12 protein-coding genes are annotated in these 14648 nt (G+C 72.2%); 9 read left to right on the forward strand and 3 right to left on the reverse strand.

From position 1 onward, the window contains the following. Positions 1-530 precede the first annotated feature (530 nt). Complete coding sequence (locus HMPREF2863_RS08010) at positions 531-923, reverse strand: DDE-type integrase/transposase/recombinase (RefSeq protein ID WP_070639317.1); 393 nt, start codon at positions 921-923, stop codon at positions 531-533. 55 nt (positions 924-978) lie between these two features. Between HMPREF2863_RS08010 and HMPREF2863_RS08015 the strand changes: the two genes are divergently transcribed. Both HMPREF2863_RS08015 and HMPREF2863_RS08020 read left to right on the forward strand, forming a co-directional pair. After that, on the forward strand, positions 979-1815 hold the full coding sequence (locus tag HMPREF2863_RS08015; RefSeq protein ID WP_070639319.1) for a class I SAM-dependent methyltransferase: 837 nt from the start codon (positions 979-981) through the stop codon (positions 1813-1815). Between the two features lie 73 nt (positions 1816-1888). Beyond that, entirely contained in the window at positions 1889-2821 is a 933-nt protein-coding gene (locus HMPREF2863_RS08020) for an NAD(P)/FAD-dependent oxidoreductase (RefSeq protein ID WP_070639321.1), read from the forward strand. Positions 2822-2859: 38 nt separating this feature from the next. Here the strand turns inward: HMPREF2863_RS08020 and HMPREF2863_RS08025 are convergent, their stop codons facing one another. Further along, the gene (locus HMPREF2863_RS08025; protein ID WP_246828856.1) at positions 2860-3999 is read right to left on the reverse strand and encodes a type II CAAX endopeptidase family protein; all 1140 of its coding nucleotides are present in this window, start codon (positions 3997-3999) and stop codon (positions 2860-2862) included. A gap of 192 nt (positions 4000-4191) precedes the next feature. Here HMPREF2863_RS08025 and rpsO point away from each other — a divergent pair, with 192 nt between their 5' ends. The 5 genes from rpsO to HMPREF2863_RS08050 all read left to right on the forward strand — a co-directional run bounded on the left by rpsO (position 4192) and on the right by HMPREF2863_RS08050 (position 10306). After that, positions 4192-4461 (forward strand): 30S ribosomal protein S15, encoded by a 270-nt coding sequence (gene rpsO, locus HMPREF2863_RS08030; protein WP_070639323.1) that lies wholly within the window; start codon positions 4192-4194, stop codon positions 4459-4461. 283 nt (positions 4462-4744) lie between these two features. Continuing rightward, positions 4745-7009 (forward strand): polyribonucleotide nucleotidyltransferase, encoded by a 2265-nt coding sequence (locus HMPREF2863_RS08035; protein WP_070639325.1) that lies wholly within the window; start codon positions 4745-4747, stop codon positions 7007-7009. Between the two features lie 619 nt (positions 7010-7628). Beyond that, complete coding sequence (locus tag HMPREF2863_RS08040) at positions 7629-8957, forward strand: M16 family metallopeptidase (protein ID WP_070639327.1); 1329 nt, start codon at positions 7629-7631, stop codon at positions 8955-8957. 22 nt (positions 8958-8979) lie between these two features. Continuing rightward, positions 8980-9762, forward strand: a complete 783-nt coding sequence (gene dapB / locus HMPREF2863_RS08045) for a 4-hydroxy-tetrahydrodipicolinate reductase (protein WP_070639329.1) — start codon at positions 8980-8982, stop codon at positions 9760-9762. Continuing rightward, positions 9755-10306 carry a hypothetical protein gene (locus HMPREF2863_RS08050; RefSeq protein WP_369804916.1) on the forward strand — a complete coding sequence of 184 codons (552 nt, stop codon included), beginning with the start codon at positions 9755-9757 and terminating at the stop codon, positions 10304-10306. The genes dapB and HMPREF2863_RS08050 overlap by 8 nt, the downstream gene beginning before the upstream one ends. A gap of 72 nt (positions 10307-10378) precedes the next feature. Here HMPREF2863_RS08050 and HMPREF2863_RS08055 read toward each other — a convergent pair whose 3' ends face one another. Further along, the gene (locus tag HMPREF2863_RS08055) at positions 10379-11704 is read right to left on the reverse strand and encodes a heparan-alpha-glucosaminide N-acetyltransferase domain-containing protein (RefSeq protein ID WP_246828857.1); all 1326 of its coding nucleotides are present in this window, start codon (positions 11702-11704) and stop codon (positions 10379-10381) included. Between the two features lie 167 nt (positions 11705-11871). Between HMPREF2863_RS08055 and dapA the strand changes: the two genes are divergently transcribed. Together dapA and HMPREF2863_RS08065 are read left to right on the forward strand one after the other, a co-directional pair. Continuing rightward, on the forward strand, positions 11872-12789 hold the full coding sequence (gene dapA, locus HMPREF2863_RS08060) for a 4-hydroxy-tetrahydrodipicolinate synthase (RefSeq protein ID WP_067189862.1): 918 nt from the start codon (positions 11872-11874) through the stop codon (positions 12787-12789). A gap of 16 nt (positions 12790-12805) precedes the next feature. Continuing rightward, positions 12806-14491 carry a ribonuclease J gene (locus tag HMPREF2863_RS08065; RefSeq protein WP_070639334.1) on the forward strand — a complete coding sequence of 562 codons (1686 nt, stop codon included), beginning with the start codon at positions 12806-12808 and terminating at the stop codon, positions 14489-14491. Positions 14492-14648 lie beyond the last annotated feature (157 nt).

Consider the following 14648-nt stretch of genomic DNA (forward strand, 5'->3'; position numbering starts at 1 on the left):
CCCGTCTACACCCTCGATTGTGAAGAGCCGCTTATCGGATGACTATCAGTGTTGGGCTGTCCCTCGAACACGTCACGGCTGTGGTGCTGGAGCGCAAATTCGAGTCAGAAGTGAATGAATGCGATCCAGTTAAGGATAAGGGGCTCGCTCGGATCGCCTGGGCTGATTGCGCTCGGTAGCCTTGTTCTTCTGGTGAAGCGCCCTGGGTTTTGTTCCGTAGTCCGGATGCAACGGGCGCTACGTCTTGGTCGTGAGTGTAGGCCGCCTCGACCTCCGCAGGAGTGCGGTAGCCGAGTCCCTAGTGGAGGCGGGCCGGGTTCTACCACTGGCCCCAGCCCACCGTGGCCAGTTCGACCGCCTCAACGGATTCCCCGATCCACTTGGCATGGACGAGCTCGGCCTTCTAGAGGCCGTTCACGGTCTCGGCCAGGGCATTGTCGTAGGAGTCGCCCACGGGGCCCACCGAAGCGTTCACCCCGGCGGTGATCAGCTCGTCCAAGTGCGCCAAGCTGACGTACTGGGCGGCCCTGCTACTGTGGTGGGCAAGGGCCGGCCGGCCATGGCTGGCCCCTCTTGCTCAACAGCGCGTGCTCAAGGGCGTGGAGTGGCAGGCCCGCGGTGTGCAGGCTGGCCGAGACCGCCCATCCCACGATGCGCTGGGAGTAGACATCGGTGATGAACGCGACGTAGCAGACCCCGGCGATCGTGCGCACGTAGGTGATGTTAGCGGCCCACAGCCCGTTTGGGTGTTCCGCAGTGAAGCGGCGTTCGATAAGATCCGGCTGGGTTTCGGGCGCCTCGGCAGGACGCGTGGCGGCGGGCTTGCGGCCACGACGAATTTTATACAGACCGACGGCAAATATGAGCCGCGCGGTCTGGCCACGGCCGATCTCCCACTCGACCCGGGCCATCGCCTGGTGCATCTTCCTGACCCTGTAGGCGGAGTAGTTCTCCGCGTGGATTCGCTCGAGTTCCTCGATGAGGAGCGTGGCCCTGCAGAGGCCCTCCCCGACGGAGCGGCCGACCTCGTCCGAGTCTCCGTCCTCGCCCGCAGCACCGTCTCTGCCCGCGCGCCCGGCCCGCGTGCGCACGGGGCGGCCCAACGCGTTCGAGGCCGCCGGGAGCGAGTACCACGCGGTGCGCCCGTCCTACCCGGAGGCGTGGGTGGACTGGGTGCTGGAGGCCCTGCCTGCCCGCCCGGACGTGGTGGAGATCGGGGTCGGCACGGGCCTGTTCACCGCGCAGCTGGCCGAGCGTCGGCCGGCGTCCATGCGCGTCGTGCTCGCCCGGGACGTGGCGGACCGCGCCCGGCGCATCCGCGCCCTGCCGGGCACCGGGGAGGCGACGGGCCTGGCGGAGGCGAGTGCCGGCGTCGTGGTGAAGGCCCATGCCTGGCACTGGCTGGACGTGCCGGCGGCGAGCGCCGAGGCGGCGCGTGTGCTGCGGCCGGGCGGAAGGCTGGCGGCCGTGTGGAACCAGCTGGACACCACCGTGCCGTGGGTCCACCGGCTCACGCGCATCATGCACGCCGGGGACGTGCACGCCGCCGCCCCGGAGCAGCGCCGGTTCGCCGCCCCGTTCGGCGTCGAGGAGCACGCGCGCTGGAGCTGGTCCATGGAGCTGACGCCGGCGCAGCTGCACGGGCTGATGGCGTCGCGGTCCTACTGGCTGCGGGCGGGGGAGAGGACGCGGGAGAGGATGACCGCGAACCTGGACTGGTACCTGCACGAGCACCTCGGCCATGCTGAGGACGCGGTGCTGACGGTGCCGTACCTGACCGTGGCGTGGCGGGCCCGGCGACCGCGGCGCCGCTGAGGCAGGCTGGGCGCAGGGCCGCTGCGACGGCCGGAGCCGCTGAGGCGGAGACCGTGAGACGAGGAGGACGGACATGGCACGGGTGCGGGTGATCGGTGCGGGCGTGATCGGACTGAGCTGCGCGGTGCGCCTGTTCGAGGCCGGGCACGAGGTGACCGTGCTGACGGAGCAGGACCCGCAGCAGACGACCTCCCGGGTGGCCGGCGCCCTCTGGTACCCGTACCTGGCCGCGCCCGTGGACCGGGTGACCGCCTGGGGCGTGCAGACGCTGCGCGAGCTGGTCCGGCTGTCCGAGGCCGAGCCCGAGTCCGGCGTGCACCTCGTGGACGGCACGGAGGTCGGCGTGGGGGAGCTGCCGGACCCTGCGTGGGCGGCGGACGTGCTGGACTTCCGTCGCGTGGCCGGGCGGGACGGCGAGCCCGGGGGAGGCTGGGCCTTCGCCGCGCCCCTGGCGGACATGAGCGTCTACCTGGGCTGGCTGGTGCGGAGGGTCGAGGCACTCGGCGGGCGGATCGAACGGCGGCGGCTGGAAGCCGTCCCGGACGACGGCGTGCCCACCCTGGTGGCCGCCGGGCTGGGCGCGCGCGAGCTGCTGCCGGATCCGAGCATGTCCACCGCCCGTGGGCAGATCCTGCTGCTGCGGCAGTTCGGGCTGACCCGCTGGGCGCTGGACCAGACCGGCGAGCAGCCGGTCTACGTGTTTCCGCGGGAGAGGGACATCGTGGTGGGCGGCACCTCGGATCCGGCGGACACCCGGATCGACCCGGACCCGTCGATCGGGGCGGCCGTCCTGGACCGCGCCGTGAAGCTGGTGCCGGAGCTGGCCGGGGCGCAGGTCCGAGAGCACCGGGTGGGACTGCGGCCGGTGCGCCCGGCGGTGCGGCTGGCGGCCGAGACGCTGGGGGCCACGCCGGTGGTGCACTGCTACGGCCACGGTGGCGCCGGCGTCACCCTGTCCTGGGGTTGCGCGGACGAGGCGGCGGCCCTGCTCGAAGCGTCCCTCTGAGGCCCTGACCCGCCTCCCGTTCCACGAGCGAAAGTGCCTCAGGGGCGGGCGCCGACCTCCGCCGGGACGGTCCGCTGGATGCCGGCGCGCGAGGCCTGCCAGCCCAGCAGCGCCGCGCAGCCGAGCGAGAACACCGCGGAGACCAGCGCGGTCACCGGGTCGCCGGCGGTGGACGGGTCCACGTAGGAGTCGGTCACGGTGCCGATCAGCGTGCCGACGGCGATCACCACCACGTTGTTCACCACGTGCAGGGCGATCGCCGCCTCGAGCCCGCCGGTGCGCCACGTCAGCCAGACGGCGGCCGCGGCGAACGCGCCCAGGTCCAGCAGGATCCAGACGTCGAGGGACCCGTGCGCGAGGGCGAAGATCGCCGTGGAGACGAGACCGCCGACGATCCAGCCGACGATCGGGTGGCGGAACCAGGAGCCCACGGAGGCCAGCACCCAGCCGCGGAACAGGTACTCCTCGCCGGCGGCCTGGAACGGGGTGAGCACGAACGCCATCACGAGCATCCACCCCCAGTCCTCGGAGCGCGGCAGGGCCACCGCCCCGGTCAGCGCCCAGGCACCCACCACGTAGACGAGGTAGATCGGCAGCAGCACCAGCGTGCAGCGCAGCATCCAGGCCCAGCGCACCCGTCCGGTCACCGAGTGCAGGAACCGGGCCGCCACCGGATGGCCCCAGCGCACTGCGAGCAGGGCCACCGGGATCAGCGCGGCGAGCATCAGGTTGTTGATCGCCATGATCGGCGCGGACTCGAAGGCGGCGTCGTAGACCGCATCCGGGGCGTCGAGCACGTCCGGGCCGGCCGAGGCGAACAGCGCGGGGAGCATGGCGAGGGTGCCCACCACCATCACCACGATCGTCAGGCCCAGGGCGATGCCGGACGAGCCCAGCGGATGCCACCAGCGGTGCCGTGGCGTGCGCAGCACCTGGGAGTAGTCGGCGCCGATCAGCGGCAGGTCCAGGGGCTTCGCCGGCACCGGCATCGGCGGGAACGGAGGAGCGGCCGGAGGAGCCCCGCCCGGCCCGGACCCGCCCTGCGGGGCGACGCCGTACGGCGCCTGCTGCGGAGGCATGCCCTGCGGCGGCACCCCGGAGGGCGCCTGCTCGGGGGAGGCCGGCCGGCGCGGCGGCTCGTCCGGGAAGAGGGCGGGGTTGTACGGCGGCTGACTCATGCGGACGACGCTAGCAACGGACCCGGACGCTGCGGAGCCGCCCTGAGGCGGAGGCGCACCCGCGACGAAAGGGCGAGGCGCCGTCGTCGTGTAGGCTGGAGGGTCGGTGCCCGCTGCAGTCCGCGGTGGCGGGCATCCCGGACGCCCGGCGTCCGGCTCACTGTTCGCGGCACAACTCTCAAGGAGTTCACCATGGCCCTGGATCCGGCTGTCAAGCAGCAGATCATCAAGGAGTACGCCACCCACGAGGGCGACACCGGTTCGCCGGAGGTGCAGATCGCGGTCCTGTCGCGTCGCATCAAGGACCTGACCGAGCACCTCAAGGAGCACAAGCACGACCACCACACCCGCCGCGGCCTGATGGCCATGGTCGGTCGCCGTCGTCGCATGCTCGGCTACCTCAAGGACACCGACATCGAGCGCTACCGCTCGCTGATCGAGCGCCTCGGCCTGCGCAAGTGACGCAGGGCTGAACAGGCGATGACGAGGCGGCACCGGACCGGCGTGGGACTCCCGCCCGGTGCGGTGCCGCCTCTAGTCTGTTCTTCGACGACGGCCGCACACCTGACGCGGTCGCGTCACCACGACCGAAGTACCCGACGCCCCTGCCGGCACCCTTCGCGGTCCTCGACAGTGGCTCCCGGACCCGCCCCCTTCACGGGGCAGGCGGACGCCGAGGGCCTCGATCGAAGACCAGGACGGTGCCTCCGGATGTGCAGGGACGTCGTCTCTGAAAGGAGGGACCATGGAAGGTCCTGAGATCACGTTCGCCGAAGCCGTCATCGACAACGGCTCCTACGGAAAGCGCACCGTCCGCTTCGAGACCGGCCGCCTCGCCCAGCAGGCCGCCGGCGCCGCGATGGTGTACATCGACGAGGAGACGTCGATGCTGTCCGCCACCACCGTCGGCAAGTCCCCGCGCGAGGGCTTCGACTTCTTCCCGCTCACCGTAGACGTCGAGGAGCGCATGTACGCCGCGGGCCGCATCCCCGGCTCGTTCTTCCGCCGCGAGGGCCGCCCGACCACCGACGCGATCCTCACCTGCCGCCTGATCGACCGTCCGCTGCGCCCCGCCTTCGTCAAGGGCATCCGCAACGAGGTCCAGGTCGTGGTGACCGTCACCTCCATCGCCCCGGACGAGATCTACGACACCGTGGCCATCAACGCCGCGTCCATGTCCACCCAGCTCTCCGGCCTGCCGTTCTCCGGCCCGATCGGCGGCGTGCGCATGGCCCTGCTGGACAACGGCATGGGCGAGCGTCAGTGGGTGGCGTTCCCGAAGCACTCCCAGCTGAAGGACGCCGTCTTCAACATGGCCGTGGCCGGCCGCATCGCCGGTGACGACATCGCCGTGATGATGGTCGAGGCCGAGGCCACCCCGGACGCCTGGACCCTCATCAAGGATCAGGGCGCCGGTGCCCCGACCGAGGAGGTCGTGGCCGAGGGCCTCGAGGCCGCCAAGCCGTTCATCCGCACCCTGTGCGAGGCCCAGGCCGACCTGGCCGCCCGCGCCGGCAAGGAGCCGGTGGACGTGCCGGTCTTCAAGGACTACGAGGACGACGCCTACGCCGCCGTGGAGAAGCTCGCCTCCGAGCGCCTGACCGAGATCTTCTCGATCGGCGACAAGCAGGAGCGCGAGGCCGCCTCCGACGCCTACCACGCCGAGGTCATCGAGGAGCTCGCCGGAGAGGGGAAGGAGTTCGAGGAGCGCCGCAGCGAGATCGCCAAGGCGTTCGGCTCGGTCACCAAGGAGATCGTGCGCCAGCGCATCCTGCGCGAGCAGGTCCGCATCGACGGCCGCGGCCTCACCGACATCCGCAAGCTCACCGCCGAGGTCGAGGTCCTGCCGCGCGTGCACGGCTCCGCGATCTTCGAGCGCGGCGAGACGCAGATCATGGGCGTCACCACGCTGAACATGCTCAAGATGGAGCAGCAGATCGACTCCCTGGCGCCGGAGACCTCCAAGCGCTACATCCACCACTACAACTTCCCGCCGTACTCCACCGGCGAGACCGGCCGCGTGGGCTCTCCCAAGCGCCGCGAGATCGGCCACGGCGCCCTCGCCGAGCGCGCCGTGGTGCCGGTGCTGCCCTCCCGTGAGGAGTTCCCGTACGCGATCCGTCAGGTCTCCGAGGCCCTCGGCTCCAACGGCTCCACCTCCATGGGTTCGGTCTGCGCCTCCACCCTGTCCCTGCTGAACGCCGGTGTGCCGCTGCGCGCCCCGGTCGCCGGCATCGCCATGGGCCTGGTCTCCGCCGAGGTGGACGGCCAGACCCAGTACGCCGCCCTCACCGACATCCTCGGCGCCGAGGACGCGTTCGGGGACATGGACTTCAAGGTGGCCGGAACCTCTGAGTTCGTCACCGCGATCCAGCTGGACACCAAGCTCGACGGCATCCCGGCCTCCGTGCTCGCCGCCGCGCTGACCCAGGCCCGGGAGGCCCGCCTGCACATCCTGTCCGTGCTGAACGCCGCGATCGACGGCCCGGACGAGATGGCCCCGACCGCGCCGCGCATCATCGCGGTGCGCATCCCGGAGGACAAGATCGGTGCGGTCATCGGCCCCAAGGGCGCCATGATCAACCAGATCCAGGACGACACCGGCGCGGAGATCACCATCGAGGACGACGGCACTGTGCTGATCGGCGCGACCGACGGCGCCTCCGCCGAGGCCGCCCGCTCCGCCGTGAACGCGATCGCCAACCCGCAGGTCCCCGAGGTCGGCGAGCGCTACCTCGGCACCGTGGTGAAGCTGACCACCTTCGGCGCCTTCGTGTCCCTGACCCCGGGCAAGGACGGCCTGCTGCACATCTCCGAGCTGCGCAAGCTCAACGACGGCAAGCGCGTGGATGACGTCGAGGACGTCGTGGGCGTGGGCCAGAAGGTCCAGGTCGAGATCACCAAGATCGACGACCGCGGCAAGCTCTCGCTCGCCCCGGTGGTCGTCGAGGACGGCGCCGAGGCGGAGACCGCCGACGCCGTCGAGTCCTCGGAGTCGACCGAGGCCTGATCGGCCCGCCCCGGTGAGGGCGGGGTTGCACGGCCCCTCGGCCTGATCGGCCCGCCCCGGTGAGGGGACGGGCCGCACGGTCCCTCGGCCTGATCGGCCCTGACGCACGGCCCCGTGCCGGCGAGCGGACAGCTCGTCGGTGCGGGGCCGACGTCGTGCTCGGAGGAGGGTGCGCTTCGGGCAGCGCGTCCGCTGGCCACCCCGCGCGCCACGCCGAGCCAGAAGGTTTGGCCCCTTCGCGCGCTCGGGAAGTGCCCACTTCCTCTGGCTCGGCGAGCCAGAAGGTTTGGCCGGTTGACGGCCCGCTGAAGTAGCCGTTTGTTCTGGTTCGCCGCGGGGTGGCGCAGGGGTGATCGCCGAGCCAGAAGGTTTGGCCCCTTCGCGCATCCGGGAAGTGCCCACTTCCTCTGGTTCGGCGAGCCAGAGGGTTTGGCCCCTTCGCGCATCCGGGAAGTGCCCACTTCTTCTGGTTCGGCGCGGGGTGGGGCCGGGGTGATCGCCGAGCCAGAAGGTTCGGCCCCTTCGTGCATTCGGGAAGTGCCCACTTCCTCTGGTTCGGCGAGCCAGAGGGTTCGGCACCGGGTCACCCGGTTCGCACCCTCGCGCCGGGTCCGGAACAATGGGGCCGGTGACGTCCATCCAGCAGATCCCCCTCGACTACACCGGCACGCTCGCGGACGACGGCGCCGGTGAGATCCGCCGCTCCGTGCTGCCCGGCGGCGTGCGCGTGCTGACCGAGGCGATGCCGAACCAGCGCTCGGTGACGATCGGCTACTGGGTGGCGGTCGGCTCCCGCGACGAGTCCCCGCAGGGGTTCGGCTCCACCCACTTCCTTGAACACCTGCTGTTCAAGGGCACCCCCACCCGCAGCGCGATGGACATCGCGGCGGCCTTCGACCGCGTCGGCGGGGAGTCCAACGCCGGCACGGCGAAGGAGTCCACGGTCTACCACGCCCGCGTGCTGGACGAGGACCTGCCGATGGCGATTGAGGTCCTCACGGACATGCTGGCCTCCTCGGTGATCGACCCGGCCGAGATGGAGACCGAGCGCGGCGTGATCCTCGAAGAGCTCGCCATGGACGCGGACGACCCCGTGGACTACGCCCACGAGCGCCTCGCGGAGGTCCTGCTCGGGGCGCACCCGCTGGCCCGCCCGATCGGCGGCACCCCGGACACCATCCGCGGCGTCACCCGCGATCACGTGTGGGACCACTACGCGCACTGGTACCGCCCGGACGAGATCGTGGTGACCGCCGCCGGCGGCCTGGACCACGACGAGGTCTGCCGCCTGGTCCTCGAGGCCCTGTCCCGGTCCGGCTGGGACCTGCCCGAGGCAGCCTCCCCGGCCCCGCGCCGCGCCGTGGACACCACCGCTGCCGCGGCCGCGTCGATCGTCCCCGGCATGCACCGCTTCGCCAAGCAGGTGGAGCAGGCCAACGTGCTGGTGGGCGGCCGCTCGCTGTCCACCACGGACGAGGACCGCTTCGCCCTGGGCGTGATGAACGCGATCCTCGGCGGCGGCATGTCCTCCCGACTGTTCCAGCAGATCCGTGAGCGTCGCGGGCTGGCGTACTCCACCTACTCGTTCTCCGCGGGCTACTCGGACCTGGGCTACTACGGCCTCTATGCGGGCTGCCAGCCCTCCCGCGTCAGCGAGGTCGCAGACCTCATGGTGGCCGAGCTGGAGAGGATGGCCGCCGAGCACGTCACCGCGGAGGAGCTGGACCGCGCCCACGGCCAGATCTGCGGCGGCACCGTGCTCGGCATGGAGTCCACCGGTGCCCGCATGTCCCGCCTCGGCCGGTCCGAGCTGGTGCTCGGCGAGTTCGTGGACCTCACCGGCTCCCTGGACCGTGTCCGTGCCGTCGGCGCCGAGGACGTCCGAGCCGTCGCCGCCCGCCTGGTGGAGGGGGAGCGGGCGTCCGTCGTCGTCGGCCCGGAGGCCTGATCCGGCGCGTAGGCTGGTACGCATGAGTGCCGAGTACACCCCCGCAGCCGAGAACGCCCGGATCCGCGTCGCCCTGCTGGGTGCCTCCGGGAAGATGGGCCGCCGTGCCGTGGAGGCGGTCACCGCCGCCGAGGACATGGAGCTGGTCGCCGAGCTGACCTCCACGGACCCCCTCGAGCGCGTCCTCGAGGCCGGCGCCACGCACGTGGTGGACCTCACGGTCCCGGACGCCTCCCCGGACAACGTGGCGTTCGCGGTGGAGCACGGCCTGCACACCGTGGTGGGCACCTCGGGCTGGGTCCAGCAGCGCCGTGAGCGCCTGCAGGCCCAGCTTGCTCAGCACCCGCAGGTCGGCGTGCTCATCGCCCCGAACTTCTCGGTCGGCTCCGTGCTGGCCTCCGCCTTCGCCGCGAAGGCGTCCCGGTTCTTCGAGTCGGTGGAGGTCGTCGAGCTGCACCACCCGGCGAAGCTGGACGCCCCCTCGGGCACCGCGGTGCGCACCGCGGAGATGATCGCCGCCTCCCGCGCGGAGGCGGGCGTGGCCCCGAGCCCGGACGCCACCGAGCGTGACCCGGACGGCGCCCGCGGCGCGGAGGTGGACGGCGTGCGTGTGCACGCGGTGCGCCTGCGCGGGCTGGAGGCGCACCAGGAGGTGCTCATGGGCGGCCCCGGCGAGCAGCTCACCGTCCGCCACGACGCCTTCGACCGCGGCGCCTACATGCCCGGCGTGCTGCTGGGCCTGCGCCGGGTGGCCGCGCACCCGGGCCTGACGTACGGACTGGACGGATACCTCGACCTTGACTGACCCGCACACCCCGCACGAGCCGGCCGACGCTCCCGACCGCCGGGACGCCGCCGCCACCGGCGGCGAGCCCCGGCCGCAGCGTCCCCTGCTGACCAAGGTGGGGGTGGCCGCGGTCACCCTGCTGCTGCTGTTCTTCGCCGGCGTGGCCGTGTACTCGGCGATCGGCTTCGTCATGGCCCCGCAGCCGGTGGCGAAGCTGATCGGCGTGGCCGTGCTCGGCATCGTGGCGGTCGGTCTGTGGGCCCTGTGGCGCGAGATCCGCTTCGGCCTGCTCTCCGAGCGCATGGCCGCGATCCTCGCCGCCGAGGGCAACCTGCCGGTGGACGACCTGCCGCGCTCGCCCGGCGGCCGCATCGACCGCGCCTCGGCGGACGCCGAGTTCGAGACCTACCGCATCGAGGCCGAGGCCGCCCCGCAGTCCTGGCGTGCCTGGTACCGGCTCGGCCTGGCCTACGACGCCTCCGGGGACCGTCGCCGCGCTCGCGGCGCGATCCAGACCGCCGGCCGCCTCTTCACCGAGGATGCCCGCACCGCCCGCCGCTGACCGCTCAGCCTCCGCGCCCCGTTCGGGTCCGTCCGGGGCGTCCGCCTGTGGGGCGGGCGCTGCCGGCCAGCCTCAGCGTGGTCCGGGGCCCCGCTTCCCGACGACGGCACTCGCCGCCGCCTGCAGGCCCGCCTCGAGCGGTCCCCTGCTCCGGCACAGGCGGAAGGCCAGCGCCACGGCGAGGCAGCCGGCCCACGCCACGAGCACGGCCACGTCCGTGTTCCAGCACCAGCCGGGGTCTGCGCAGACGGTGGACGGGCCCCGCAGCCCCGCGTCGGCCAGGGGCGCGAGCACCATCAGGTGTCCGACGTAGAGGGTGAGCGGGATCCGTCCCACCGCCTCGAGCGGCGCGGTCAGGACCCGCAGCGGCACCCGCCCCGACGCCCGTTCCCGCAGCGGCACCCGCCCCGATGCCCGCTCCCGCAGCGGCCCGGAGGCCACGGCTGAGGGGACGACGGCCGCGGTCCGGTCGGCGAGCAGCACGGCCAGACCGAGCAGGGCCGTGGCCGCCCCGGCGACGCGCACCGCCTCGCCCATGCCGCCGCCGTGGGGCACGGCCAGCGCCAGCCACAGCGGGTCCGGGATGAGCCAGACCAGGGAGTGCTCTCCGGTCAGCAGGGTGGCCCGCAGCGTCTGAAGGTCCACGCCCGTGGCCGTGGAGATCCGCGCCCGCAGGGACTCGTCGCGGGGGAGGGCCAGCCACACGGCGGCACCGGCTCCCCAGGCCGCCGCGCCGGCCGCCAGCATCCGTCCCGCGGCACGCGGCAGCTCTCCCCGGTCCCGGGCGGCCTCGACGGCGCGGCCAAGGCCGATGCCCAGCATCAGGAAGCCGCCCCAGGCCAGCACCGGGTAGTAGCCGGTGAGCAGCAGGTCCGAGAGCAGCACGCCGGGCCGGAGCAGGTCGGCGGGAGCCGGCGAGGTCCAGAGCCGGCCGTCCACGGACACGGCGGTCCGGCCGAGGAAGGACCAGCCCAGTGTGGTCAGGGCGAACACGGCCACGGGTCCGAGCAGGGTCCAGGCCACGCCGGCGGCCAGCGCAGTCCGGACCCGCAGCCGCAGCAGGGCAGGAGCCAGCGCGAACAGCACGCCGTAGTGGCACAGGATGACCGCCACGGGGGACTCGAGCAGGCCCAGCAGCAGCCCGAGCAGGAACAGCAGCCCCGCGCGGACCAGGAGGCGGGTGGTCCGCCGGGGGTGAGGGTCCGTCGTCGGCAGGCCGGCGGAGCCGGGAGAGGGCCAGCTGAGTGCGAGGGAGACGCCGGCAACCACCACGAACACCGCCGAGGCGAGCCCGGCGAACGCCAGGTGCTCCCAGGAGGACGAGCCGTCCGCTGCGGTCGGGTTCCCCACATGCACGGCCACCATGCCCAGCACCGCCAGCCCGCGGACGGCGTCCACGCCCCGCACACGACGGGCCGGTCGATCCGACGCGGGGCCGCGCCGGGAGGCGGGGGAGGAGGCAGAGGTCACGGCAGGCTCCCGAGACGGCGGCGGACGGCGGGCGGTGCGTCTCCGCATGGCGGAACAGCCTCATTCTCCCAGGTGGCGGGCGGTAGGCTGGGCCCATGAGTGAGATCCGCGCCAGCCTCGCACCCGTCGACCCCGTGTTCGGCACCGTCGTGCCCGCCATGGTCACGCCCATGCGGCCAGACGGCTCCGTGGACCTGGACGCCGCCCAGGCGCTCGCAGAGCACCTGGTGGACAACGGCGCCGACGGTCTCGTGGTCACCGGCACCACCGGCGAGACCTCGACCCTCACGGACGAAGAGAACGTCGCCATGTTCCGCGCCGTCGTGGAGGCGGTCGGCGGGCGCGCGAAGGTCGTCGCCGGCACCGGCACGAATGACACGAACCACTCGCTGCACCTGAGCCAGGCGGCCGCCGAGACCGGCGTGGACGGCCTGCTCCTGGTGACCCCGTACTACAACAAGCCCCCGCAGGCCGGCATCGCGGCGCACTTCCGTGCGGTCGCGGACAAGGTCGACCTGCCCATCATGCTCTACGACATCCCGGGCCGCTCCGTGATGCCGATCCAGGCCGAGACGCTCCTGTCCCTGGCCGAGCACCCGAACATCGTGGCTCTCAAGGACGCCAAGGGCGACCTGCAGTCCACGACCACCGTCCTGGCCGAGACCGACCTGGTGGTCTACTCCGGCGACGACGGCGCCACCCTGCCGCTGATGTCCCTGGGCGCCGTGGGCGTCGTCTCCGTGTCCGCCCACGTGGCCCCCGCGAAGTACCGCGAGCTCGTGGACGCCGCCAACGCCGGCGATATCGCCGCCGCCCGGAAGGCCCACTTCGAGCTGGACCCGGTCCAGCGCGCAATCATGACCCACGTCCAGGGCGCGGTCGCCGCCAAGGCCGTCCTCGCCGCCCAGGGCGTCATCCCGGCCGCCACCGTGCGGCTGCCGCTCGTCGAGGCCACCTCGGACGAGCTCTCGATCATCCGCGCCGACCTCGCGGAGGCCGGCATCACCTTCTAGAAGGGAAACCCACACCATGCCCTCAGGCGCACGCCTGCAGACCCCGCCCAAGCTCAAGAAGGGCGCACTTAGGATCGTGCAGCTCGGAGGTCTCGAAGAGGTCGGCCGCAACATGGTCACCTTCGAGATCGACGGCAAGATCCTCGTCGTCGACTGCGGCGTCCTCTTCCCCGAGGACACCCAGCCCGGCGTCGACCTGATCCTCCCGGACTTCTCCTACCTGAAGGACCGGCTGGAGGACATCGTGGGCATCGTGCTCACCCACGGCCACGAGGACCACATCGGTGCCGTGCCGTACCTGCTGCGGCTCAAGTCCGACATCCCGCTGATCGGCTCCCAGCTCACCCTCGCCCTGATCGAGGCCAAGCTCGAGGAGCACCGCATTAAGCCGCTCACCCTCGCCGTGAAGGAGGGGGACACCGAGCGGTTCGGCCCCTTCGAGTGCGAGTTCGTGGCCGTCAACCACTCCATCCCGGACGCGCTCGCCGTGTTCGTCCGCACCGCCGCGGGCACCATCCTGCACACCGGCGACTTCAAGATGGACCAGCTGCCGCTCGACGGCCGCATCACGGACCTGCGCGCCTTCGCCCGGCTGGGCGAGGAGGGCGTGGACCTGTTCATGACGGACTCCACCAACGCGGAGGTCCCGGGCTTCACCATGACCGAGAAGGAGATCGGCCCGACCATCGAGCGCTACTTCGCGGACGCGCGGCAGCGGATCGTGGTGGCCTCCTTCTCCTCGCACGTGCACCGTGTGCAGCAGGTCCTGGACGCGGCCGCGAAGCACGGCCGCAAGGTCGCCTTCGTCGGCCGCTCGATGATCCGCAACATGGGCATCGCCTCGAAGCTCGGCTACCTGGACGTGCCCGAGGGCCTGCTCATCGACGCCCGCAAGGTGGACAAGTACCGGGACGACGAGGTCGTGCTGATGTGCACCGGCTCCCAGGGCGAGCCGATGGCCGCCCTGTCCCGCATGGCCAACGGCGACCACCAGGTCCAGCTGGAGGAGGGCGACCTCGTGGTCCTCGCCTCCTCGCTGATCCCGGGCAACGAGAACTCCGTCTTCCGCATCATCAACGCCCTCATGAAGCTGGGCGTGCAGGTGGTGCACAAGGGCATGGCCAAGGTGCACGTCTCCGGCCACGCCTCCGAGGGCGAGCTGCTCTACAGCTACAACATCGTCAAGCCGCGCCACGTCATGCCGGTGCACGGCGAGACCCGCCACCTGATCGCCAACGGCCGCATCGCGCAGAAGACCGGCGTGCCGGAGGAGAACATCGTCCTGGCCGCCAACGGCACCGTGGTGGACATGGCGGACGGCCGCGTCCGCGCCGTCGGCGAGATCGACTGCGGCTACGTCTACGTGGACGGCTCCTCGATCGGCGAGATCTCGGACGCGGACCTGAAGGACCGCATGGTGCTCGGCGAGGAGGGCTTCGTCTCCGTCATCACCGTGGTGAACCGCCAGTCCGGCAAGATCATCTCCGGCCCGGACATCCACGTCCGCGGCGTGGCCGAGGACGCCAAGGTGTTCGAAGGCATCAAGCCCAAGATCGCCCGCGCGCTCGAGGAGGCCGTGCAGTCCGAGAAGACGCACACCACCCACCAGCTGCAGCAGGTCGTCCGCCGCACCATCGGCACCTGGATCAACCGCAAGCTGCGCCGCCGCCCGATGATCGTCCCGGTGGTCATCGAGGCCTGACCGGGGCGCAGCCGGCCGCGCGTCGCCCGCACGCCTGTCGCGTGCGGGCAGCGCCGGCCGCGCGTCGCCCGCCACACGGGCCGCGCGTCGGCAGCGCCGCCCGGGCCCGCCGGCCGCTCGTCGCCTGCAGGCCGGCCGCCCGAAGCCCCGCGGTGTC

Origin of the sequence: Micrococcus sp. HMSC067E09, assembly GCF_001812555.1 — a bacterium.
Taxonomy (GTDB): domain Bacteria; phylum Actinomycetota; class Actinomycetes; order Actinomycetales; family Micrococcaceae; genus Micrococcus; species Micrococcus lylae.